Source organism: Arthrobacter sp. TJ-178 (assembly GCF_058269275.1).
The window spans coordinates 207105-230642 of sequence record NZ_JBZCNK010000001.1 but is presented as its reverse complement, the minus strand read 5'-3'; the positions used below and the strand labels follow the sequence as shown (position 1 = coordinate 230642).

General features: G+C 63.8%; 17 protein-coding genes. 13 read left to right on the top strand and 4 right to left on the bottom strand.

From position 1 onward, the window contains the following. Nucleotides 1–47: 47 nt before the first annotated feature. The 3 genes from hpf to secA all read left to right on the top strand — a co-directional run bounded on the left by hpf (nucleotide 48) and on the right by secA (nucleotide 4929). Nucleotides 48–767: a ribosome hibernation-promoting factor, HPF/YfiA family gene (gene hpf / locus AC4D2Q_RS01050; protein ID WP_490944316.1), complete on the top strand. Its 720-nt coding sequence runs from the start codon at nucleotides 48–50 to the stop codon at nucleotides 765–767. A 105-nt stretch (nucleotides 768–872) separates the two neighbouring features. After that, a complete protein-coding gene (locus tag AC4D2Q_RS01045) occupies nucleotides 873–2081 on the top strand; it encodes a winged helix-turn-helix domain-containing protein (RefSeq protein ID WP_490944314.1) in 1209 nt (402 codons plus the stop codon). 91 nt (nucleotides 2082–2172) lie between these two features. Continuing rightward, nucleotides 2173–4929, top strand: coding sequence for a preprotein translocase subunit SecA (gene secA, locus AC4D2Q_RS01040; protein ID WP_490926617.1), 2757 nt, complete (start codon nucleotides 2173–2175; stop codon nucleotides 4927–4929). Between the two features lie 24 nt (nucleotides 4930–4953). On the opposite strand, the gene AC4D2Q_RS01035 is transcribed toward secA, so the two are convergent. Together AC4D2Q_RS01035 and AC4D2Q_RS01030 are read right to left on the bottom strand one after the other, a co-directional pair. Continuing rightward, complete coding sequence (locus AC4D2Q_RS01035; protein ID WP_490944312.1) at nucleotides 4954–5547, bottom strand: Rv3235 family protein; 594 nt, start codon at nucleotides 5545–5547, stop codon at nucleotides 4954–4956. Between the two features lie 74 nt (nucleotides 5548–5621). Beyond that, on the bottom strand, nucleotides 5622–6368 hold the full coding sequence (locus tag AC4D2Q_RS01030) for a LysM peptidoglycan-binding domain-containing protein (protein WP_490944310.1): 747 nt from the start codon (nucleotides 6366–6368) through the stop codon (nucleotides 5622–5624). 198 nt (nucleotides 6369–6566) lie between these two features. Here AC4D2Q_RS01030 and AC4D2Q_RS01025 point away from each other — a divergent pair, with 198 nt between their 5' ends. Further along, nucleotides 6567–7118 carry a hypothetical protein gene (locus AC4D2Q_RS01025; RefSeq protein WP_490944308.1) on the top strand — a complete coding sequence of 184 codons (552 nt, stop codon included), beginning with the start codon at nucleotides 6567–6569 and terminating at the stop codon, nucleotides 7116–7118. A gap of 18 nt (nucleotides 7119–7136) precedes the next feature. Here the strand turns inward: AC4D2Q_RS01025 and AC4D2Q_RS01020 are convergent, their stop codons facing one another. Further along, the gene (locus tag AC4D2Q_RS01020) at nucleotides 7137–7370 is read right to left on the bottom strand and encodes a helix-turn-helix domain-containing protein (protein WP_490926621.1); all 234 of its coding nucleotides are present in this window, start codon (nucleotides 7368–7370) and stop codon (nucleotides 7137–7139) included. A gap of 221 nt (nucleotides 7371–7591) precedes the next feature. On the opposite strand from AC4D2Q_RS01020, the gene AC4D2Q_RS01015 reads away from it, so the two are divergent. From AC4D2Q_RS01015 to AC4D2Q_RS01000, 4 genes are all read left to right on the top strand, one after another. Then, nucleotides 7592–8239: a CpaB family protein gene (locus tag AC4D2Q_RS01015; RefSeq protein ID WP_490944306.1), complete on the top strand. Its 648-nt coding sequence runs from the start codon at nucleotides 7592–7594 to the stop codon at nucleotides 8237–8239. Continuing rightward, nucleotides 8236–9573 carry a CpaE/TadZ family protein gene (locus AC4D2Q_RS01010; protein WP_490944303.1) on the top strand — a complete coding sequence of 446 codons (1338 nt, stop codon included), beginning with the start codon at nucleotides 8236–8238 and terminating at the stop codon, nucleotides 9571–9573. The genes AC4D2Q_RS01015 and AC4D2Q_RS01010 overlap by 4 nt, the downstream gene beginning before the upstream one ends. Nucleotides 9574–9658: 85 nt before the next feature. After that, entirely contained in the window at nucleotides 9659–14506 is a 4848-nt protein-coding gene (locus AC4D2Q_RS01005; protein WP_490944301.1) for an NAD-glutamate dehydrogenase, read from the top strand. A 21-nt stretch (nucleotides 14507–14527) separates the two neighbouring features. Then, the gene (locus AC4D2Q_RS01000) at nucleotides 14528–16009 is read left to right on the top strand and encodes a sensor histidine kinase (RefSeq protein ID WP_490926625.1); all 1482 of its coding nucleotides are present in this window, start codon (nucleotides 14528–14530) and stop codon (nucleotides 16007–16009) included. A 95-nt stretch (nucleotides 16010–16104) separates the two neighbouring features. On the opposite strand, the gene AC4D2Q_RS00995 is transcribed toward AC4D2Q_RS01000, so the two are convergent. After that, on the bottom strand, nucleotides 16105–16353 hold the full coding sequence (locus tag AC4D2Q_RS00995) for a WhiB family transcriptional regulator (protein WP_104052537.1): 249 nt from the start codon (nucleotides 16351–16353) through the stop codon (nucleotides 16105–16107). A 245-nt stretch (nucleotides 16354–16598) separates the two neighbouring features. Between AC4D2Q_RS00995 and AC4D2Q_RS00990 the strand changes: the two genes are divergently transcribed. The 5 genes from AC4D2Q_RS00990 to AC4D2Q_RS00970 all read left to right on the top strand — a co-directional run bounded on the left by AC4D2Q_RS00990 (nucleotide 16599) and on the right by AC4D2Q_RS00970 (nucleotide 23534). Continuing rightward, the gene (locus AC4D2Q_RS00990) at nucleotides 16599–17036 is read left to right on the top strand and encodes a hypothetical protein (RefSeq protein ID WP_490926626.1); all 438 of its coding nucleotides are present in this window, start codon (nucleotides 16599–16601) and stop codon (nucleotides 17034–17036) included. 267 nt (nucleotides 17037–17303) lie between these two features. Continuing rightward, nucleotides 17304–19364, top strand: coding sequence for an acyltransferase family protein (locus tag AC4D2Q_RS00985; protein ID WP_490944299.1), 2061 nt, complete (start codon nucleotides 17304–17306; stop codon nucleotides 19362–19364). Nucleotides 19365–19468: 104 nt separating this feature from the next. Further along, nucleotides 19469–20656: a UDP-galactopyranose mutase gene (gene glf, locus AC4D2Q_RS00980; RefSeq protein WP_400931534.1), complete on the top strand. Its 1188-nt coding sequence runs from the start codon at nucleotides 19469–19471 to the stop codon at nucleotides 20654–20656. Then, complete coding sequence (locus AC4D2Q_RS00975) at nucleotides 20653–22659, top strand: glycosyltransferase (RefSeq protein WP_490944294.1); 2007 nt, start codon at nucleotides 20653–20655, stop codon at nucleotides 22657–22659. Before glf ends, AC4D2Q_RS00975 begins: the two co-directional genes overlap by 4 nt. A gap of 2 nt (nucleotides 22660–22661) precedes the next feature. After that, entirely contained in the window at nucleotides 22662–23534 is an 873-nt protein-coding gene (locus AC4D2Q_RS00970) for an ABC transporter permease (protein ID WP_490926629.1), read from the top strand. The last annotated feature ends 4 nt before the right edge of the window (nucleotides 23535–23538 follow it).

The following is a 23538-nucleotide window of genomic DNA, read 5'->3' as shown; positions in this document are numbered from 1 at the left end:
TTTGACAGCGGCCGGTGCTGTGTCACCGAAATCTATTGGAGGGCACCATGGAATTCATGATTAGCGGACGCAACGTTGCAGTATCCGACCGGTTCCGGGAGTATGCCGAAGAACGAATCGCCAAGGTGGAGAACCTGGCGAACAAGGTCCAGCGGGTAGACGCACGAGTCACCAAGCAGCCCAACGTCCGTGAAGCCGACAGCTCTCTGACCGTGGAATTGACGGTTGTCGGCCGGGGCCCCGTGGTACGCGCAGAGGCCACCTCAGGCGACAAGTTCGCCGCCTTCGACCTTGCGTACGCCAAACTCATCGAACGTCTGCGCAGGGCCAGCGACCGCAGGAAGGTCCACCATGGCCGCCACACCCCGGTAGCAGTCCGGCTTGCCACCGCAGATCTTGCGACGGTAAGCACCAGCGAACCGCTGCACACCCAGCTGGAAAAGGAAGCAGCCAACGCTGATGCCGTCACCGCTCAGAGTGATGAAGAGTCTGCGGAACCGGCTGAGAACTGCCCAGTCCTGATTCGGCGCAAGGTCTTCCCGGGTGCCCCCATGAGCCTTGACGACGCCGTGGATGCTATGGAGCTGGTTGGCCATGATTTCTACCTGTTCATGGACTCCGCCACCGGAGCGCCCTCCGTGGTGTACCGGCGCCGGGGCTGGACTTACGGTGTGATTACCCTTGATTCCGGGGACACCGAAGGTACCGATGACATCAAGGAAGAGGTGCGCGGATACCGTCAAGGGGAAGAAGCCAAGACTGCATGATGCAGCGCCCTTGACGTGACGGCCCGCTGAAGGCCTCCGGCTGTGATGGAACGTGTTGAACGGTTCATCCCCCGGGGGCCTTCTTGCTGCGCCTAGGATGGCGGTATGACCCTGACCCTCACGCCCCGGCAGGCGCGGCTCACTGCACTGGGTGCCCAGGGACTTGTGAAGGGACGCCCCGGAAGCCCGAGCACAAGGTCCGTGGAACGGACCCTGCAGCGGCTGCAGCTGCTGCAGATTGATTCCGTCAACGTGCTGTCCCGAAGCCACTATCTGCCCCTGTTTTCGCGGCTGGGACCCTACGACACCGCTGTCCCGGACCGGTTGGCCTCCAAAGCCCCGCGCAGGATGGTGGAGTACTGGGCGCATGAGGCCAGCTATATCCGTCCCGAGCTTTTCGCCGACCTGCGCACGGTCCAAAGCCGGGTCTGGATGACCGCCCATTCCCTGCAGCCGGAGCTGAAGGAACGGCTCAGCGCGGAAATCCTTGGGCTCCTCGCTGACGGCCCGCCGCTGACAGCCCGGGAGATAGCCGTCCGGCTCGGAGGGGTCCAGGCCAGGGACTCCAGCAACTGGGGCTGGAACTGGAGTGCGTCCAAACGGGTGCTTGAGGACATGTTTGCTTCCGGTCTGCTCAGCTCGGCCGGACGCACCCCGCAGTTCGAGCGGATCTACGCCCCCACGGCCGCCGTGCATCCCGCAGGGGCGGCGGCCCTGGAACCCGCCGATCCCCGGCAGGCGGTCCTGCGCCTCACGGAACTGGCTGCCCGGGCACACGGGGTGGGAACCATCCGCAGTCTGGCGGACTACTTTCGGCTGCCGCAGCGGGAAACGGCGGACGCGGTCGAACAGCTGGTCCGGGAAGGCCGGCTTCGGCGTGTTGACATCGCAGGTCACAGATCCCCGGCATATCTGCACGCGGATGCGGTCATCCCGCGCAAGTCCTCGGCCCGCGCACTCCTGAGCCCCTTTGATTCCATGGTCTTTGAGCGGAAGCGGCTTGAGTCGCTCTTTGGCTTCCGGTACCGCCTTGAGATTTACACCCCGCCGCTGAAACGCTGCTACGGCTATTACGTGCTGCCTTTCCTGCTGGGGGAGCAGTTCGCGGCGCGGGTGGACCTCAAAGCGGACCGCTCCAACCGTGCTCTGCTGGTGCAGGCCGCCCACCGGGAAGACAACGCTCCGACGCATACAGCCGTTGAGCTTGCCGCAGAACTACGTATGATGGCAGATTGGCTGGGGCTGCATGACGTTATCGTAAAACCGTCGGGGAATCTTGCCTCCGCGCTAAAGCTGGCAGTATGCCGTGAATAGCCCCGCTGCGGGAACACCGGCACTCTGCCAAACGTCTCTCACGTAGACTGGGGACGCCAGAATTAGGCAACACTAGATTGGGAGCAAATCAGTGGCATCACTACTCGAACGGGTTCTTCGTACAGGCGATAAGAAGACGCTGAAGACACTGCGCAATTACGCCGATGCGATCAACGTGCTCGAGGACGAGTACAGGGGCATGTCGGACGCCGAACTCCGGGGGGAAACGGAACGCTTCAAGGAGCGGTATGCCGGCGGCGAGAGCCTGGACGACCTGCTGCCGGAAGCCTTCGCCGCCGTCCGTGAAGCCGCGGGCCGCACACTCGGCATGCGCCACTTCGATGTGCAGCTGATGGGTGGAGCAGCGCTTCACCTGGGCAACATCGCCGAAATGAAGACCGGTGAAGGTAAAACCCTCGTTGCCACCGCCCCGGCCTACCTGAACGCCCTGACCGGGCGCGGCGTCCACATCGTGACCGTCAACGACTACCTCGCCGAATACCAGTCGGAGCTGATGGGCCGAGTCTTCCGCTTCCTGGGGATGACCAGCGGCTGCATCTTGTCCAACCAGGACCCCGCCACCCGCCGCGAGCAGTACAGCGCGGACATCACATACGGAACCAACAACGAATTCGGTTTCGACTACCTGCGCGACAACATGGCCTGGAGCGCCGCCGAGCTGGTTCAGCGCGGCCACCACTACGCCATCGTCGATGAAGTGGACTCCATCCTCATTGATGAGGCCCGCACGCCGCTGATCATCTCCGGGGCGGCCAGCGGTGATGTCAACCGCTGGTACACCGAATTCTCCAAGGTGGTGCAGCGGCTGACGCTGGACACCGACTACGAGGTGGACGAGAAGAAGCGCACCGTGGGCGTGCTGGAAGCCGGAATCGAAAAGGTCGAGGACTACCTCGGGATTTCCAACCTCTACGAATCCGCCAACACGCCGCTGATCGGTTTCCTGAACAACGCCATCAAGGCCAAGGAACTGTTCAAGCGGGACAAGGATTACGTGGTGCTCAACGGTGAGGTCATGATCGTTGATGAGCACACCGGCCGCATCCTCGCCGGCCGCCGCTACAACGAGGGCATGCACCAGGCCATTGAGGCCAAGGAAGGCGTGGCCATCAAGGCGGAGAACCAGACGCTGGCGACGGTCACCCTGCAGAACTACTTCCGTCTCTACGAAAAGCTTTCGGGCATGACCGGCACGGCCGAGACCGAAGCCGCCGAATTCATGAGCACCTACAAGCTGGGCGTGGTGCCGATCCCCACGAACAAGCCCATGGCGCGCATCGATCAGTCCGACCTGATCTACAAGAACGAAATTGCCAAGTTCGACGCCGTCGTCCAGGACATTGCCGAGCGCCACGCCGCCGGGCAGCCGGTCCTGGTGGGAACCACCAGCGTGGAGAAGAGCGAGTACCTCTCCAAGCAGCTGGCCAAGGCCGGGATCCGGCACGAGGTCCTCAACGCCAAGAACCATGCACGCGAAGCCGCCATCGTGGCGCAGGCCGGACGCAAGGGCGCCGTAACCGTGGCCACCAACATGGCCGGCCGAGGCACCGACATCATGCTGGGCGGAAACGCCGAGTTCAACGCGATCGCCGAGCTTGAGCGGCGCGGCCTGGACCCGAGTGAGAATCCGGACGAGTACGAGGCAGCCTGGCCGGATGCCCTCGAGAAGGCACGCGAAGCCGTTGCCGCCGAGCAGCAGGAAGTCATTGAGCTCGGAGGCCTGTACGTCCTCGGAACCGAGCGCCATGAATCCCGGCGCATCGACAACCAGCTGCGCGGTCGTTCCGGCCGCCAGGGCGACCCGGGCGAGTCACGCTTCTACCTTTCGCTCACCGATGACCTGATGCGTCTGTTCAACTCCGGTGCCGCCGAGCGGATCATGAACAGCTCCTCGATGCCCGACGACGTCGCACTGGAATCCAAGCTGGTGTCCAAGGCCATCCAGAACGCCCAGGGCCAGGTGGAGGGACGCAACGCCGAGCAGCGCAAGAACGTCCTGAAGTACGACGACGTCCTGAACCGCCAGCGTGAAGCCATCTACGGCGACCGCCGCCGGATCCTGGAGGGCGACGATCTGCAGGAGAAGATCGGCTTCTTCCTGGAGGATGTCGTGACCTCGATCGTCAACGAGGCGACCGCCGAGGGCCATGGCGATGACTGGGACTACGAACAGCTGTGGACCAACCTCAAGACGCTCTACCCGGTGAGCCTGACCATTGACGAAGTGGTTGAGGAAGCCGGAGGACGCTCCAAGGTCACCCGGGAATTCCTGCAGGAGGAAATCCTGTCCGATGCCAAGCTGGCCTACCAGGCCCGGGAAGATGCGCTGGGTGCACCGGCCATGCGCGAACTCGAGCGCCGGGTGGTGCTTTCGGTGATCGGCCGCAAGTGGCAGGAACACCTTTACGAGATGGACTACCTCAAGGAGGGTATTGGACTTCGGGCCATGGCCCAGCGCGATCCCCTGGTGGAGTACCAGCGCGAAGGGTTCGTCATGTTCCAGACGATGACGGAGGCCATCCGCGAGGAGAGCATCGGCTACCTGTTCAATGCCGAGGTAAAGGTAAACCAGCCTGCCGCGGACGTTCCGCCGGCTCTGGCCGGACTTAAGGACGGACGCGGCGTCGTCGGCCAGCCGACGGTGACAGCTGCCGGCCTCGAGGCTCCCCAGCGTCCTGCCAGCCTGCAGTTCTCGGCGCCCAACACCGAGGGCGGCGTGGAAACCCGTGTTGAGCGTGCCGTTTCCGACAAGCCTGCGAAGTCCGGCGCTGAAGGTCAGCAGCGGAAGGCACAGGGCGCTCCGAAGAAAACCAAGCGCCGCAAGTAGGGGTGAGGCCGGCAGCCGTCCGGCCTAACCGATCTCCAGAGCGGTAATTTTCCAGAGTCCGCGCCGCAGTTCTATTCTCAGAGCTGCGGCGCGGACTCTGTTTTGTTCGGCGGCAACCACTGAAGCCTCATAGACGCCCTCCGAGACCGGACAGATCCGGCAGCACCGGATCACTACCTGCCGGTGCAGCCGCACCGGAGCGGGGAGCGGGCCTCCGCCCTTGCGGTCGGCGGGTGCCGCATTCCTGCTGCGCACCAGGTTTGCGCGCAGCTGCAGCCGTTCATAGCTGTCCGGATCCAGCCAGCGGGCCATCTGCTGCAGGGGGCGGGTTCCTCCAAGCACCTCCAACGCTGCCTGGGTAACTGACCTGGCGATGGCATCCACCCGTGAATCATCCGCGGGGTCGCTGCGCCAATGTGCCTCCTCCACCGCCGCCGGCCCGGACGGGGTCTCGAAATCAACCGCGACGGGACGCGGCAGCAGCTTGACGGGCGGAGCATCCTGCGGGGCGTAGCCCGTGACGGCAATGCGCTGGACAGTCAGCGGACGCGGGGCTCCCGAGGCAGCCGCCAGGTCATCTGCTTCCTCATGGACGGGAAATGTGATCACGGTGGTCATGGTGACTGTCCTTTCCTGCACGGCTGCTCCGGGGAGCGCCGATAACTGGATGCGAGCCGAACATGTACGTCGGGTCAGTGCCGCGGCGGTGTTTCCGGAGCGTCGGGAATCTCCAAGACCTGGCCGGGCAGAATCAGGTCCGGGGAGTCGCCGATCACTGCACGGTTGCGCTCATACCAGCGGGGCCAGTGGGCAGCGATGTCCGCCTCCGTGGCCTGCGGACCCAGCTGCGCCGAGGCCAGACTCCATAACGAGTCGCCTTCCCGCACTACTGCCTGTGATTCGGTTTCCGGCCGTCCGGGACGGACAAAGACATTCTGTGCATCCGGTGCTGCCCGGGGTTTCCAGTGGGGTGTCGGGTGCTCATCGCTTCCGTCCGCTGCGGCAGGATTCCACTGGGGGCGGACGGTCTGTGGAGGTTGCTCGAAAGAGGAGATTGCCGGCGGCTGGCTTCCCTGCGGGAAGAACTCAGCGGCCTGGGCCCCACCCGTTCCGGAGACGAGATTCAGTCCGATGACAGCAACGGCGAGCCGCTTCATGAAGGCGGGGGCCAGTGCACCGGCGGCAGCGGCGGCGGCAGCATGGCCCGCCTTGCGCAGCCCTGCATATGCCACAGCCATGGCCAGTCCAACGCTCCACACCACCGCGATGCCCAGTCCCGCCGCAGCAGCGGTAAAACCGGCAAGCTCCTGCAGCGAAGAAACGGAGCCGCGAAGAAGCGTTTCAGGGTTGGGCCGAGTTGCGAATCCTGCCCGGACCAGAATCACTGCGGCAATGGTGCCGGCGGCCAGGGTGAGGAGATCCCGCAGATGGTGTCTCATGCCTGAGTCTCCTTTCGGTTCCGGACCGGTCATCAGCAATTTGATGTAGTTTGACGTTGTTTGATGCGATTTAGAGTGAATGAGTTCGTTTGATGGGACTTGTCTACAGGCCCGCCCGGAGGGTGTCTAGGGTGTTTTCAAGATTGTTTGTAACGCTGTGCCGTAGTTGGGGGCCCGGAGAGCGGTTAGCCTGTGCAGATGCGATGGGATGCTCTTTTTGCCGATTTGGAAGCCCAGCTTGCTTCGGTGCGTGAACAGGTCCTCGAGTCCGAGGTGTCGGAGCGGCTGCGAACGGACTTCGCCGCAATGGAATTGGCCGGCCGGCTGCACAGCCAGGCCGGGCGGCTCCTGAAAATTGATCTGGGGCTTCCGGGAACCCTTGAGGGGGTGCTCAGCCATGTGGGCCGCGGGTGGGTTGTGCTGGAAGGCAGCGGCCGTTCCTTCGTTGTCGCCCTTGACCACGCGTTGTCCATCAGCGGAATGGACCGCTTTTCCGACGTCGAAGCACCAGCGGCACGGCTGGGGCTGGCATCAGCGCTCCGCGGGCTCTCGCGGAACCGTGCCCAGGTCCGGGTGCACCCGGCGGGTGTACCGCCGGCCTCAGCCCTGGAAGGCACGGTGGACCGGGTGGGAAAGGATTTCTTTGAACTGTCGCTGATACCGCACGGCGAACCGCGCCGGGCGGAAAACGTGCGCGGCGTCTACACCCTGCCGCTTTCTGCTGTTGCGGCGGTCAGCTCCGTCGTCTGATGCCCTGCGGCCATCCCCTTACTGCTCGGGGAGGGCGCCCTGGGCTGCTTCTTCACGCTGGCCGGAAGCCGACCGCCGGTAGGCGTCGGCGATGAACTCCTCCAATACGCGGGTCTCCACCCGCCACTGTCCCCGTCCTCCGATTTGGATGGCGGGAAGCTCTCCGGACCGCACCAGCGCATACGTCTGGGACGAGGATATGTTCAGCACCTCGCCGACATCGGCCAGCGTCAGGAACCTCTTCTCACCCACGTATCCACCTCTGTATCCATTTACCGCGTATCCGGGTGCCGCACTGCTGCCTTCAGTGTCCCATTCCTGCAGCTGCGCTGGTCACGTTATCCACACTTTGAACTTTTCCCCAAATCACCGTTTCCTTCCGCGTATTTGTAGTCAACAATGTCAGCGATTGCCAGTCCGGGCCCAGCAGCCCCGGACTCCGGGGTCGCCAGGGGAACAACCAGGGGGAAGAAATGAGTCTCGCAACAGGCACGCAGGCAGCCGCGCCCCGTTTGAAAAAGCCGTCATGGAAAGATCCGCGGCTGCTGGTGGGGATACTCCTGGTCCTCGCGTCCACGGCGGGCGTTGTTGCTCTCGTGGGATCAGCGGACCAAACCACTGAGGTCTTTGCCGTTGACGAGGCCATCCCGCTGGGCACCCCGGTCACGGCCGAGGATTTTGCCGTGGTGCCCGTGCGGCTCGGCGATGTGGAGGGATCCTATCTGCCGGTGGCGGACGGCATTCCGGACAAAGCCGTTGCCACCGGGCTGCTGCGGAAGGGCGAACTGGTCTCCCGCAGTGACCTGGGCGCAGCGGATGAGCTCGACCGGAAGCCGGTGGGGCTGCGCGTGGATGATCCGCTGCCCTCCGGCACCCAAGCAGGGTCACGGGTTGATGTCTGGTCCTCCATGCCGGATGCACAAAACGGATTCAAGGAGCCACAACAGATTTTGTCCGGAGCTGAAATCTCTGAGCTCACCATCGACGAGTCTGTCCTGGGCGCCACCCGGGCCACCGAGATCCTGGTTCTGGTGGAGGACGACGACCTTTCGGCCCTGCTCAGCGCACGGTCCAACGGTGCCAAGATTGCCGTGGTACTCAATCCGGCGGCCGGCTCATGAATATTCCCGTGGTAACGGCGGGCAGCGGGGTGGGGAACCTCGTCCAGGACCTGGAACGCCTGCACGGGCCCGTGACTGTGGTCCGCCGCTGCGCCGAGATGCCCGAATTGATCGCCGCCTGCCAGAGCGGCATCGCCCGCGCTGCCATCATCACTGACGACGCCGGTGAAGTCACTGCCGCGCTGGCGGACCGGCTGGCGGCGTCGGGCGTGGCACTGCTGGTGCTGAGCGACGAGGAGAATGTCCAGCGCCGCCTCGACACGCTGGACATCGTACATGCCCCGCGCAATTCCCGCCCCGAGGTGCTGTCGGACCTGGTGACGGACGCAGTGGGCCGGTTGGACGACGGCGCAGGGCGCGCGGCGCGCCTGGCCGATCCCTCCCGGGCCTTCAGCGACTGGACGGGGGAGTCCCGTGCCGGGCAGGGGCGGGACACGAACACTGACGGGACGGGGGATTGCGGAACGGGCAGTGCTGACGAGTACCGGGCAGCCGGTTCAGTTATCGCGGTGTGGGGACCGGCCGGCGCCCCCGGGCGGACCACCGTTGCAGTCAATCTTGCCGCCGAGGCGGCGGCTGCAGGAAAAGCCGTGCTGTTGGTGGACGCGGACACGTATGGATCCTCGGTGGCCGCACACCTGGGCCTGCTGGAGGAATCGGCAGGAGTTGCGCAGGCCTGCCGCCTCGCGGAACAGGGCCTGCTGGACGGGGAATCACTGCTCCGCAGCACCCTCAGCGTGTCCATCAAGGGACCGCGCCTGCTGGTGCTCACCGGGATTACCCGGTCGGACCGCTGGATCGAACTGCGTCCCACCGCCCTGGGCCTGGTGGTGGAGCAGGCGCGCAAGTCCATGGACCTGATCGTCATCGACTGCGGCTTCAGCCTGGAGGCGGACGAGGAGCTGAGCTTCGACACCATGGCCCCGCGGCGCAACGGTGCCACGCTGCGCGCCCTGGAACTCGCGGACACAGTGCTTGCCGTGGGGGCTGCTGATTCCGTGGGGGTTCCGCGGCTTGTCCGGGCGCTTACGGAACTGGAAAGCGCCGTGCCCGGCACTGCACCGAAAGTGGTGCTGAACAAAGTGCGCAGCTCTTCGGTGGGGCGCTCGCCGGAACGGCAGCTGCGCGATGCCTGGGAACGCTTCGGACCGGGAATGCCCGTGGCCGCTTTCCTCCCGGCGGAATACGCCACTGTTGATGCAGCTTTGCTGGCCGGTTCCGCGCTGCTGGAGACGGCGCCCTCGTCACCCCTGCGGCATGCGATTGCGGCGCTCGCGGAGGTCCGGATTTCCACCCGGCGCCGGAGCAAACGGATTGCGGCCGCGGCAAAGTGACCTTTTCATCCTTGCGGGATAGGCTCAAGGAAAGCCATCCGCAAAGAAGCGGGTCGCAAAGAAGGCAACAACGGAGGCGTATTACATGTCGTCTGGATCCCCCATTTCGGATCTATCGGGTATCGACGAGTCCCTGGATGAATTCATAGGGAACTACTACGAGCATCTGGCAGGGGAAGACGCAGACGGATATCCGCCGTCGGCCCTGCGGGAAAGGGCGGTGCGTCACCGCAGCCTCGGAGCCGTCCGGCCCGATGGCCAGGCGTCCGTGGACATCATGGACGACGGCGATGCCAGCGTCATCCTGATCGTCACCGACGACATGCCGTTCCTTGTCGATTCGGTGACCGCGGAAATCGTGCGCCGCAACGCCGCTATCAGGCTCGTGGTGCACCCGACCTTCCTGGCCAACCGCGACCGGGAGACCGGCGAACTTCAGGCCGTGCACCGGGTGCCGGCCAGCGCGGGTATTTCCAGCGGTGACACCGCGGCCATGCCCAACCTCTCCAGCCTTCTGGGCAAGCAGAATGAAACCACCCGCGTTGAATCCTGGATTGCGGTGGAAATCGGCCGACTGGCCGACGAAGCCCAGCGCAGCGAACTCATCGCCGGGCTGCAGAAGGTCCTTGAAGACGTCCGCCTGGCAGTTGCCGACTGGCCCGCCATGCGGGCAAAGGTCCACGAGGTCTCCCGTTCCCTGGAAAATGCCGCCAATCCCCGGGAAATTCCCGACTTGGCGCAGGCCCGCGAACTGCTTTCCTGGCTGGACAACGGCAACTTCACATTCCTGGGTTACCGCGAATACGACCTCATCTCCGAAAACGGCGAGGACCTGCTGCGCGTCAGCTCGGACAAGGGGCTGGGACTGCTCAGCCGTGCCTCGGCAGCCGGACGCGTGCAGCATCTGACCAGTGCCGGCCGGGCGAAGGCCCGCGAAAAGCGCGCACTTGTGATCACCAAGGCCAATTCCCGGTCCACCGTGCACCGGGCCGCCTACCTGGACTACATCGGCGTCAAGAGCTTCGATGCGCAGGGCAACGTCAACGGTGAGCGCCGGTTCATCGGACTGTTCTCCACGGGCGCCTACACCGGCTCCGTGCGCAATATCCCGATCGTGCGGGACAAGGTCCGCGAAGTCATGCGCCGTGCCGGCTTCCCCGCCGATTCGCACTCCGGCAAGGACCTGCTGTCCATCCTGGAAACGTACCCGCGGGACGAGCTGTTCCAGATTGACGTGGAGACGCTGCTGGAAACAGCCCAGAGCATCCTTCGGCTGCAGGAACGACGCCGCACCCGGCTGTTCCTCCGCCCGGACGTCTACGGCCGGTTCATGTCCGCCCTGGTCTTCCTGCCAAGGGACCGGTACAACACCTCGGTCCGCCTGCGTATCCAGGACGAACTGCGCTCCAGCTTCAACGCCGAGTCAATTGACTTTGAGGCGCGGCTGACCGAATCGGCACTGACCCGCATCTTCTTCCGCATCCGGCTGCCGCGCGGCGCAGAAATCCAGGACGTTGATCCGGCTGCGCTGGAACAGCGGCTGGTGAAGGCCGCCCGTTCCTGGAGCGAAGGCATCAGCGAAGTTCTCCGTGCCAAGTACAGCCGGAGCGACGCGCAGCGGCTGGCAGGCCTGTGGGCCGAAGCCTTCCCCGAAAATTACCGTGTCGGATACGAAGTCGAAGATGCCCTGGAAGACATTGCCCGCTTTGAGGCCCGGCTGGCCGCACCCGAGTCTTCCCCCGAATTGTTCGTCTACGTTCCCGAGCGCACCGGCGTCAGCGGCAGCGAGGACGCGCGGCTGAAACTGTACCTGCTGCAGCCGCGGTCCCTGACCCAGCTGCTTCCCACCCTGCACAACCTGGGCCTGGAAGTGCTTGACGAACGTCCCTATGAAATCCGCAGGGGAGACGGCACCTCGGTGTTCCTCTACGACCTGGGGCTGAAATACCCGGCGGGGCTGGACCCCATCAAGACCGGTTCCCTGCTCGCTGAAGCCTTCCGTGCCGAAGCGTCCGGAGCCAGCGAGTCGGACTACTTTGACCGGCTGATCCTTGAGCAGGGACTGTCCTGGCGCCAGGTGGTCATCCTGCGCAGCTACGCCAAGTACATGCGCCAGCTGGGCAACACCAATTCCTACGGGTTCGTGGCCGGAACGCTGCGCCGCAATCCGGAGGTGGCCCGTGCCCTCGTGGCCCTGTTTGAAGCGCGGTTTGATCCGGACCTGTCCGACGATGAACGCACCGCGGCCGAAGAAGCGGCCCGCGCGGCGCTGGACGCCGGACTGGAAAAGGTCCCCACCCTGGACGCTGACCGGGTCCTGCGCACCGTGGCCAACCTGATCAACTCCACCCTGCGCACGAACTTCTACCAGGACAAGCCGTACGTCAGTTTCAAGCTGAACACGGCGGCCATCGAGGGTGCTCCGTTCCCGCGGCCCAAGTATGAAATCTGGGTCTACTCTCCGCGGGTTGAAGGCGTTCACCTTCGCTTCGGCGAGGTTGCCCGCGGCGGCCTGCGCTGGTCCGACCGCCGGGAAGACTTCCGCACGGAAATCCTCGGGCTGGTCAAGGCACAGACGGTGAAGAACGCCGTGATCGTTCCGACCGGTGCCAAGGGCGGGTTCTACGCGAAGCAGCTGCCTGACCCGGCAGCAGACCGCGGAGCGTGGATGGAAGAAGGCAAGGAAAGCTACCGCACCTTCATCCGGGCCCTGCTGGACATCACCGACAACCTGGTGCTGTCCGCCGACGGCGAGGAGCAGGTGGTTCCGCCGCAGCGCGTGGTGCGGCATGACGGTGACGACAGTTACCTCGTCGTGGCCGCGGACAAGGGCACTGCGTCCTTCTCCGACATCGCCAACGAACTTTCCGCCGAGTACGGCTTCTGGCTGGGCGATGCCTTCGCCTCCGGCGGTTCCGTGGGCTATGACCACAAGGCCATGGGCATCACGGCACGCGGTGCCTGGGAATCGGTGAAGCGCCACTTCAGCGAACTGGGCATCGACACGCAGACCGAACCGTTCACCGCCGTCGGCGTTGGTGACATGAGCGGTGACGTCTTCGGCAACGGCATGCTCCTGTCCAACCAGGTCAAACTGATTGCAGCCTTTGACCACCGGCATATTTTCCTGGATCCCAATCCGGATCCGGCCGCCTCCTATGCGGAACGCCGCCGGCTCTTCGAGCTGCCCCGTTCCTCCTGGGCCGACTACGACGCGTCGCTGATCAGCGACGGCGGAGGAGTCTTCCCGCGCCAGGCCAAGAGCATCCCGGTCAGCGACGAGGTCCGCCAGGCGCTGGGGCTGGGCAGTGAAGTAACCAAGATGAGCCCCCCGGACCTGCTGCGTGCCATCCTCAAGGCGCCTGCAGACCTGCTCTACAACGGCGGCATCGGCACCTACGTAAAGGCCTCCACGGAGACCAACACAGAGGTGGGAGACAAGGCGAACGACGCCATCCGCGTGGACGGCCGGGACCTGCGGGTCAAGGTGATCGGCGAAGGCGGAAACCTGGGCATGACCCAGCGCGGCCGGATTGAAGCGGCCCGTGCCGGAGTCATCCTCAATACCGATGCCATCGACAACTCGGCAGGCGTGGACTGCTCGGACCATGAAGTCAACATCAAGATCTTCGTGGACCGCATGGTGGCCGCCGGCAAGCTGGATCCGGCAGAGCGTGCAGAGTTCCTGCACTCCATGACGGACGAGGTTGGGCACCTGGTCCTGCAGGACAACAAGGACCAGAACATGCTCCTGCTCAATGACCGCCGCCACGTGATCGAGTGGAGCCCCAGCTACGAACGGCTGATGGACTGGCTCGAGAAGCACTCGGACCTGAACCGCGAGCTGGAAGCGCTGCCGACGAATGAGGAACTGCGGGCCCGCGTGGCCGCCGGCGTTGGCCTCACGTCACCGGAACTCTCGGTGCTGGCCGCCTACGCCAAGATCGAGCTGACCAAGGCACTGACGCAGTCCGATCTCGCCGACGATCCCTACTTCAGCGGAACGCTGCGCCGGTACTTCCCGAAACAGCTGGTGGAACGCTTTGACGACCAGCTGGACACCCATCCGCTGCGCCGGGAAATCATCTCCACCATGGTGGCCAATGACATCATCAACATCGGCGGCATCACCTTTGCCTTCCGGGTGATCGAGGAAACCTCGGCCACCGAATCCATGGTGGCCCGGGCCTTCACCGCCCTGCGGGAAATCTACGAGATCGACGGCGTGGTGGACGAACTCAACCACCTGCCGGCCAGCTTCCCCACGGAAAACTGGACGACCATCCATCTGGACATGCGCCGGCTGCTGGACCGGGCCGTCCGCTGGTTCGTCAACCACGTGGGGCGCGGCAGCTCCATCGACGAAGACATCGAGGCGTTCAAGCCGGTAATCGGTCCGCTGCGGGCAGATCTCCTTCACTACCTCAAGGGCGCTGACCTGGACCGGTTCCAGGCAGCCCTTGAACGCTCCCGCGAATGGGACGTCCCGGAAAACCTGGGCACCTACTGGGCGGAACTGTTTGAGAGCTTTGGCCTGCTGGACATCGCACTGCTGGCAGCAAAGCGGGTGGATGAGCCGGCCGCGAACGTTGCAGGCGTCTACTTCGCACTCTACGAGCGGTTCGGTGTTGATGATCTGCTGGAACGGATCACCAAGCTTCCGCGCGGTGACCGCTGGCAGGCGCTGGCACGGGCCGCGCTCCGCGACGACCTGTACTCCACCGTCGCTGACATGACGGTGGCCGCGCTGACCGCGACGGCGGGCCAGGCGGGCGAGGATCCGTTGAAGCGGGTGGCGCTCTGGGAAGAGCAGAACTCGGATAATTTGGAGCGCGCCCGGGTGATGTTCGAAGATGTGAACAAACTGGAGCACGAGGACATGGCATCCCTTTCGGTTGCCCTGCGCCTGCTGCGCTCCATCGTTCGACGCTAGATACGAAAAGAAAAAGAGACAGTGGCCATATTTACCGATCCCATCAAGGACCATGCCGATTTTGGACCGGGGGACGCGGAATGGCTGCACCTTCTGGTCGGCGACTGGCAGCTGGTCGCCGACCTGGCGTTTGCGGATCTCGCGCTCTGGTTCCCTCTTCCGGACGGCAGCTATGTTGCGCTGGCTCATGCCCGCCCGTCGACGTCGCACACCGTGTTCCACAGCGACTTCGTGGGGGAGCGGATCCGGGCGGATCTGCAGCCCCTCGTTGACAGGGCGTGGAACAGCCAGGTCATTGAACGGTCTCCGGAAACGAACTGGACAGCGGAAACGGCCATGCGGGTGGAAGCCATTCCTTTTGTCCGCAACGGCCGAACCCTGGCCGTGGTCACCAGCCACATGGACCTGTCCTCCTCCCGCATGCCGTCACGGCTGGAACTGACCTACCGGCAGTGCGCCTATGATCTGCTGCGGATGGGAACCCTGGGACTGTGGCCCGATTTCGCCACACCCACGGGTTCCCGCCGCGGCGCCCCGCGCGTGGGAGACGGACTCATCCGCTTGGACGCCGAGGGCATTGTGCAGTATGCCTCGCCCAACGGCGTCTCCGCCTTCCGCCGGCTGGGGGAGATGGAGGCGCTGGAAGGCCGCGCCCTTGCGGAAATCACCACGGCACTGCTCAAGGACCGGCGCATGGTGGACGAAACGCTGCCGCTGGTGGTGACCGGACGGATGCCGTGGCGCACGGAAATCGAGTCCCGCGGAGTCAGCCTCTCGCTGCGGGCGATTCCGCTGCGGGACGAGAAGGAACGGTTCGGCGCCCTGGTGCTGTGCCGGGATGTCTCCGAACTGCGCCGCCGGGAAATGGAACTGGTGTCCAAGGACGCCACCATCCGCGAGATCCACCACCGAGTCAAGAACAACCTGCAGACCGTGGCCGCACTGCTGCGCATGCAGTCACGGCGGATGGAAAGCGAAGAAGGCAAGCAGGGGCTGGCGCAGGCCATGCGCCGGGTCGCCACCATTGCCCTGGTCCACGAAACCCTGTCCCAGGGACTGACGCAGAATGTCAACTTTGATGAGCTCATTGACCGGCAGTTCCGCCTGGCCGCGGAAGTAGCCTCGCCAACCCAGCAGGTCAGCACCGAAAAGGAGGGATCCTTTGGAGAGCTGCCCAGTGATTTCGCGACCCCGCTGGCACTGGTGATCAATGAACTGGTGACAAACGCCGTCGAACACGGGTTGTCCGACCGCAAGGGCACGGTGTGGCTCAGTGCGGCACGGCAGCACGGCGCCTATGCCGAGGAAATCCTTATTGTCACAGTGGCCGACGACGGCGTGGGGCTGCCGCCGGGGCCGCGGCGGGAGGGTTTGGGACTCCAGATTGTCCGCACGCTGGTGCAGAGCGAACTGGACGGCACCATCGAATGGTCCGCCCGCCCGGGAGGCGGAACGGAAGTGCGGATCGAAATGGGCTTGGACAATGCGTCGCGCCGGAGCTGAGACGTTTTAGTTCCGGCAAATGAACGTATTAACAGGAAGGGCCGCTGCTCTTGGCAGCGGCCCTTCCTGAAGTTTCCCGGACTAAATCCGGCTCATTATGAAGCGCGGCGTGCGCGTGCGGCACGGCGCTTCAGCGCGCGGCGTTCGTCTTCACTCATGCCGCCCCAAACGCCGGCGTCCTGGCCGGTTTCGATAGCCCACTGGAGGCAGGTATCCATGACCGGGCATCGGCGGCACACACTCTTGGCCTCTTCAATCTGAAGAAGAGCCGGGCCGGTGTTGCCCACAGGGAAGAACAGCTCCGGATCTTTGTCCAGACACGCTGCGCGGCTCCGCCAATCCATGCTAATCACAATCTCCTCTAAATAGTTGTCTCCCGTTTGTGAAAACATTCACGAGCAACTGCAAACGAAAGGGGCCAGCTCCGGCCCCACATTTCCCCAGCTCCTAGGATTCCATGTAAAGGAACCTCATACAAGGGTTAGGGAGCTCCCAATTTGCCCGAAACCGTGAGGGATGTGTCACAGCGGGGACGGCCAATCCGCGGCCTGTCGCAGAGCCCTCCGACTATGTCCGGTAGTGTGCCAGTGTGTCAAGACTTCAAGAGCCGCAGCCGCATGAGGGCCGCCCCGCGTCCCGTCCAGCGGCAGTTATCTTCATTTCCGCAGTCCTCATCCTGGAAGCAGCCACTCTCCTGGTGCTGGCGGGCTGGTTTGTCTACAACCTCTTCACGGAAACCCCGGTATCCATGGGCGGGGCAGTGTTCACCACCGTCCTGCTGGCAGCTGCAGGCGGATGGCTGCTGGCCCTGGGCCACTTCTTCTTCCGCGGTTTCCGCTGGACCCGGGCCGGAGTGCTGGTGTTCCAGCTGTTTGCCCTGGTGATCGCCGTCCCCACCCTGCAGGGCGGAGTCCTTCTTGCCGGGCTGCTCCTGCTGCTGCCTGCCGCTGCCGTGTTGGTACTGCTGTTCACCCGGCCCGTCGTCCGGCACACCTCAAGGCTCTCGGGGGAGACAAAGGCCCTGTAACCGGACCGGCAGTGGAATCGGCCACACGCCGGCTTCCGCCGGCGAGGCCCTGCCTCGCCGAGAATACCTGTGCGCAGGTGTCCTGTTCCAAGTGGTTTTCTGATGTGCAGCCGCGCGGGCGTGGCTTTTTAGCGAGATAAGCCAAGGCCCTTAGAATGGTGCCGAGCGGGCCCAACGGATGTGCCGCGTCAACGGCAGTGGCCCTGAGCCCCCTAGTTTGAGGGGGTACAGTTTATGGCTGAATTGCTGTCCTGACGAGAGGTCTGTGTGTCGAAGCTAGAAACGGAACTCAAACCGGTCACCGCTCGCGCCGCCACTCCGTCTGCCGCCAAGTCCACGTACCGTCCCGAAGTGCAGGGACTGCGGGCCCTCGCGGTACTGATGGTGGTCACCTATCACATCTGGTTTGGGCGGGTTTCCGGCGGGGTGGATGTCTTCCTCCTCATCTCCGCGTTCCTGCTCACGCTCTCCTTTATCCGCAAGGTGGAGGGCGGCCGGCCCCTGGCGCTGGGCCGCTACTGGCTTCACCAGTTCAAGCGGCTGCTGCCTCCGGTCATAGTGGTGCTCATCGGAACTCTGACGGCAACGGCGCTGTTTGTTCCGCAGAGCCGATGGAGCGAGATCCTCTCGCAGAGCTGGGCGTCCCTCCTGTATTTCCAGAACTGGCTGCTCGCAGCGCAGTCCGTGGACTATTACGCCGCAGACCACAGCACAGCGAGCCCCCTGCAGCATTTCTGGTCCCTTTCCATCCAGGGGCAGGTCTTTATTCTCTGGCCGCTGCTCCTGGCGGCAGCGGCACTTCTGGCCAAAACCCTTCGGGTCCGATTCCGGCGGATGGTGCTGATTGTCTTCGGAACGGTCTTTGCCCTGTCCCTGGGCTTCTCAATTGTTGAAACCTACGGCAATCAGGCCCATGCCTACTTCGACACCCGCACCAGGCTGTGGGAATTCGCGCTGGGTTCCCTGCTCGCCCTGGCACTGCCGTATCTGAAGCTTCCCCGGGGTCTGCGTGTCGCGGCCGGCTGGCTCGGTTTGGCAGCCATGCTCAGCGTGGGCTTCCTGCTGGATGTGCAGGGCCAGTTCCCGGGCTACGTGGCTCTGATGCCGCTCCTGGCAGCCTCGCTCGTAATTATTGCCGGGCAGACCGGCAGCCGCATCGGAGCGGACAGGCTGTTGTCCTGGAAACCGCTGATGCGCCTGGGGGACATGTCCTACGCCCTGTACTTATGGCACTGGCCGGTCCTGGTCATCTACCTGATTTGGCGGGACCGCCAAGAGGTTGGGCCCGTTGGAGGAACCGCGATCATTGCTGTGTCGCTGGTCCTCGCCTACCTGACGACCAAACTGGTGGAGCGCCCGCTCCGGTCCTCCGCATGGGTAAACCGCAACTCAGCCCGCGCCGCACTGGTGATAGGCCTGTGCATCGCCGTCGCCGCAGCTCCGATTGCCGGCTGGCAGTACGGACTCAAAGTGCAGGCCGAGAAGCAGGCGGCCGCGGCGATTCGGGATAATCCCGGTGCACGCTCCCTGCTCGCAGGGTTCGAGGATCTCAGCAGCCCTGATGCCCGGCCCGTTCCCGCGCTCAGTGCGCTGGATCAGGAGTGGGGCGTCCTGGAGAGTGATTGCTCCGAGTTTGAGGCAGCGCCCGGGGACCCGGTGCTGGCCGGAAACTGCATGATGACAGAGCCTTCCCCGCAGCCGGAGAAAACCATCCTGGTGATTGGCGATTCCCACGCCGAACAGTGGCTGGGAGCGCTGGAGCCCCTCGCCAAGGAGCACAACTACCGGCTGGTTTCCCTGCTGCTGGGCGGATGCCAGTTCGGAGCCCTCACCGATGGCCGCGGAGAAGACTGCAACAGCTTCAATGAAGCTGCCGTGAACTACGCGTTGGAACTGAAGCCCGACGCCGTCGTGACCGTCGCTACGGCGGCCCACCCGGTTGAACCAGCTGATCCTCCCGTGGCCGGACTTCCGGAAGCCGCAGAAATGCTGCGTCAGGGAGGAGTTCCGGTCATCGGTGTGCGGGACAACCCGCGGTACGCCTTCAACATGCTGCAGTGTGCCGAGGCCAACGGTGCCCAGTCGGATGACTGCAATACTGCCGTGGACCAGAAGCTTTCGGATCCTGAAGCGGTGGCGTCGCTTTTCGATTCCATGCCCGGCCTGGAACTCATCGACATGACAGATTTGATCTGTCCCGACGGGACCTGCATGCCGGTGGTGGGGAACGTCTATGTTTATCTGGACGGCAACCACCTCACAACCACTTACACAGCATCAATGACTGATGAATTCGACCGCCGGTTCCATGCAGCGGTGCCTTGGTAACAGCAGCAGGGGCCCGTAAAAGTGCCCGTGCTTCGATTGTCGGATAACCTAGACCGTCGGGTCCGTGCCCGGATAGGCCGCACCGAAACAAACAGGAGAAACAAGTGAACGTTGACCTCGTCGTCGTAGGGTCGGGCTTTTTCGGCCTTACCGTAGCCGAGCGGGCTGCCCGGGAACTGGGCCTCAAAGTCGCAGTGCTGGACCGTCGCCACCACATCGGCGGCAACGCCTACAGTGAGAACGAAGTCCAGACCGGCATTGAAGTGCACCGTTACGGCGCCCACCTTTTCCACACCTCGAATGAGCGTGTGTGGGAGTACGTCAACCGTTTCACCGAGTTCACCAACTACGTGCACAAGGTCTACACCAGCCATAAGGGCGAGGTGTACTCCATGCCGATCAACCTCGGCACCATCAACCAGTTCTTCCGCTCGTCCATGGGGCCGGCTGAAGCACGCGCGCTGATCCAGGAACAGGCCGGCGAGCTGGCAGGCACAGATCCGGCCAACCTCAATGACAAGGGAATCCAGCTGATTGGCCGGCCCCTGTATGAGGCGTTCATCAAGCACTACACCGGCAAGCAGTGGCAGACCGATCCCAAGGACCTGCCGGCCGAGATCATCAGCCGCCTGCCCGTGCGCTACAACTACGACAACCGGTACTTCAACGACACGCACGAGGGCCTGCCGAAAGACGGCTACACGGCGTGGATCGAGCGCATGGCCGACCACCCGAACATCCAGGTGCACCTGAAGACGGACTTCTTCGACGACGGCCACGAGTTCTCCCGTGACAATACCGTGGGACAGGTTCCGGTCATTTACACCGGTGCAGTCGACCGTTACTTCGACTATGCCGAAGGCGACCTCTCCTGGCGAACCATCGACCTCGAGGAAGAGGTCCTGCCCATCGAAGACTTCCAGGGCACGTCCGTCATGAACTACCCGGATGAAGATGTTCCCTTCACCCGCATCCATGAGTTCCGCCATTTCCATCCGGAACGGGACTACACCAAGGACGCCACGGTCATCATGCGCGAATACTCCCGTTTCGCGCAGAAGGGTGACGAGCCGTACTACCCGGTCAACACTGCGGAGGACCGTGCCAAGCTGCTGGCCTACCGTGACCTGGCCAAGGGCGAAAAGGATGTGCTGTTCGGCGGCCGCCTCGGCACCTACAAGTACTTGGACATGCACATGGCGATCGGATCCGCGTTGTCGATGTATGACAATAAGATCAAGCCTCACTTCACCGGCGGGGCGAAACTTCAAAGCGGAGGAGTAGACGCGTGAGTGACGCAGCCGCAAAGCGGACACCGAAGGTGAATGAACCGGACCAGGTCTGGTCACCGCTGCAGCGGGTAGTACTGCCGTCCACGGATCAGCTGGACACCATCCCCCTGTACATGGACACCGGCAGCGCTACGGGCGTGCAGCTGTCCACCATGAACGGTGATGCGCACACGAACCCCCAGTCGCCGTCAGCTGCAATGCCGGGGAAGGAAGCACACGCTGAAGACTTCCTCTCACGGCGGTCCACCTCGGTCCGCCCGGGCGAGCGCGTTTCCTTCGGCACGTACTTCAATGCCTTCCCGGCCAGCTACTGGCGCCGTTGGACCAATTTGGACACCGTACGCCTCAGCGTGCGCACCACGGGCACCGGCGCCGTCAGCGTCTACAAGTCCAACGCCCGCGGCTCGCTCCAGCATGTTCAGACCCAGCGCGTGGATTCCCCGGCCACCAGCACCTTTGAACTGAGCCTGAAGCCCTTCGGGGACGGCGGCTGGTACTGGTTCGATCTCGTTGCCGGCTCCGAGCCGCTGATCCTCGAGGAAGCGGAATGGCAGGCTCCCGGAGAGCCTGTGAAGCCCGGCGCCGTAACGCTGGAAATCACCACGCTCAACAAGACTTCCTTCTGCATCAACAACCTGCGCATCCTCGGTGAGCATCCCGAGGCCCTGGCCTTCGTCAAGGAAGTCCTGATCGTTGACCAGGGCACCGAGAAGGTTGCCGATGCTGAGGGTTTCGCTGAAGTCGAAGCCATGCTGGACGGCAAGCTGCGGATCATCAACCAGGCCAACCTGGGCGGATCCGGCGGTTTCGCACGCGGCATGTACGAGGCCGTTGAGAACGGAAGCGACTACGTCCTGCTCCTGGACGACGACGTCGTGATGGAGCCGGAGAGCATCTCCCGCCTCCTGACCTTCGCCGACCGCTGCAAGACCCCCACCATTGTGGGCGGCCACATGTTTGACCTGTACAACCGCACCGTCCTGCACACCTTTGGCGAAACGGTGAACCCGTACCGGTTCCAGCCCGACCAGCCGCATGACCAGATGACGCTGGGACACGACTTTGTGCGCTCCAACCTGCGGCACACGCCGTGGCTCCACCGCCGGGTGGACGTGGACTACAACGGCTGGTGGATGTGCCTGATTCCCACCAAGGTGATCCGTGACATCGGCCTCTCCCTTCCGGTCTTCATCAAGTGGGACGACGCCGAATACGGCTTGCGTGCCAAGAGTGCCGGATACCCCACGGTATCGATGCCCGGCTCAGCGGTCTGGCATGTGTCCTGGATCGACAAGGATGACCTGGTGGGCTGGCAGGCGTACTTCCACACCCGCAACCGCATGATTGCCGCGCTGATCCACAGCCCGTACGAACACGGCGGCCGTGTGGTCCGCGAGACCGGATACATCGACCTCAAGCACCTGATCTCCATGCAGTACTTCACCGCGCAGGGCCGTGTCATGGCTCTGCGGGACCTGCTGAAGGGCCCGGAGCACCTGCATGAGATCCTTCCGACGAAGCTGCCGGAAATCCGTGCCCTGACCAAGAAGTTCAGTGACTCGCAGATTCAGCCGGAACCGGAGGCCTTCCCGGCCCCGGTGATGCACAAGCCGCCGCGTCATGGCCAGGGTTTCTCCGCACCGTCCTACACCACCCTGATCCCGTGGGCTGCGAAGACGGTTATCCGCCAGCTGACCAAGAAGGTGCCGGCCTCGAGCCTGGAGCATCCGCAGGCCTACATTGCCCACCAGGACAACAAGTGGTGGCGGATGTCCCAGTACGACAGCGCCGTGGTGTCCAACGCCGAGGGAACCGGCGCGTCCTGGTACAAGCGCGATCCCAAGCAGCTGCGCGTCCTGCTGGCCGAGGCCGTGAAGCTGAACGCGGAAATCCTCAAGAACTGGCAGAAACTCAGCGACCAGTACCGCGAGGCACTTCCGGAAATCACATCCTTCGAGGCGTGGAAGAAGACCTTCGCCGAACACTCGGAAGAGAGTAAATAAGCTTGTCCACCGGCGCACTCGAAACTCCGGGGCGGGGAGCGGGACTGGCGGACATCGTCCGGTCCCGCTTCCTGCTCAAGCTGCTCGTTTCCAAGGAGCTGAAGGTCCGCTACCGCGGATCCGTTCTGGGCCTGCTGTGGTCCTATGTGAAGCCCGGCGTGCAGTTCGTGGTCTTCTACGTAGCGCTTGGTGTTTTCCTGAACCTGGAGCAGAGCCCCCGAAATCCGGGCGGGCTGCCCAACTACGCCATTTATCTGTTCTCCGGCATCGTCCTGATCAACTTCTTCACCGAAGCACTGGGCAATGCGTCGAGATCCATTGTGGGAAACGGCGGGCTGATCAAGAAGATCTATCTGCCCCGCCAGCTCTTCCCGGTGGCGTCTGTCTGGGTTTCCGCCGTGCACTTCGTGCCCCAGATGCTCATCCTGGTGGTGGCCTGTCTGTTCAACGGCTGGCGGCCGTCGCTGCTGCAGCTGTCTGCCGCGGTGGCCGGTTTCATTATCGTGGCGCTCCTCGCCACGGGGCTCGGCCTGCTTTTCGGTGCGGTGAACGTCTACTTCCGTGACGCCGAGAATCTGGTGGACATGCTGTTGATGATCGCCACCTGGGCGTCGCCGGTGCTGTACTCCTGGAAAATGGTGCAGGACAAGCTGGGGGAGACGTATTTCCACCTCTACCAGCTCAATCCCATCACCGTGGGCGTGGAGACCTTCCATTTCGCGTTCTGGCTGCCCACCACTGACGGTGCCGAAGCGATTCCGCCGCACCTGCTGTCCGTGTGGATACCTATTGCCCTGGCCATTTCGGCGGCTGTGCTGCTGCTTGGCCAGCTCGTCTTCCATCGCCTTGAAGGCCGTTTCGCGCAGGAGCTGTAGAACC

Excerpts from the sequence above, each read along its gene's own strand:
- AC4D2Q_RS00995 (WP_104052537.1), bottom strand. The coding sequence starts at position 16,353 with ATGGATTGGCGGAGCCGCGCAGCGTGTCTGGACAAAGATCCGGAGCTG.
- AC4D2Q_RS01035 (WP_490944312.1), bottom strand. The coding sequence starts at position 5,547 with ATGACCACCGTGATCACATTTCCCGTCCATGAGGAAGCAGATGACCTG.
- AC4D2Q_RS01030 (WP_490944310.1), bottom strand. The coding sequence starts at position 6,368 with ATGAGACACCATCTGCGGGATCTCCTCACCCTGGCCGCCGGCACCATT.
- AC4D2Q_RS01005 (WP_490944301.1), top strand. The coding sequence starts at position 9,659 with ATGTCGTCTGGATCCCCCATTTCGGATCTATCGGGTATCGACGAGTCC.
- AC4D2Q_RS01015 (WP_490944306.1), top strand. The coding sequence starts at position 7,592 with ATGAGTCTCGCAACAGGCACGCAGGCAGCCGCGCCCCGTTTGAAAAAG.
- AC4D2Q_RS01010 (WP_490944303.1), top strand. The coding sequence starts at position 8,236 with ATGAATATTCCCGTGGTAACGGCGGGCAGCGGGGTGGGGAACCTCGTC.
- AC4D2Q_RS01025 (WP_490944308.1), top strand. The coding sequence starts at position 6,567 with ATGCGATGGGATGCTCTTTTTGCCGATTTGGAAGCCCAGCTTGCTTCG.
- AC4D2Q_RS01045 (WP_490944314.1), top strand. The coding sequence starts at position 873 with ATGACCCTGACCCTCACGCCCCGGCAGGCGCGGCTCACTGCACTGGGT.
- hpf (WP_490944316.1), top strand. The coding sequence starts at position 48 with ATGGAATTCATGATTAGCGGACGCAACGTTGCAGTATCCGACCGGTTC.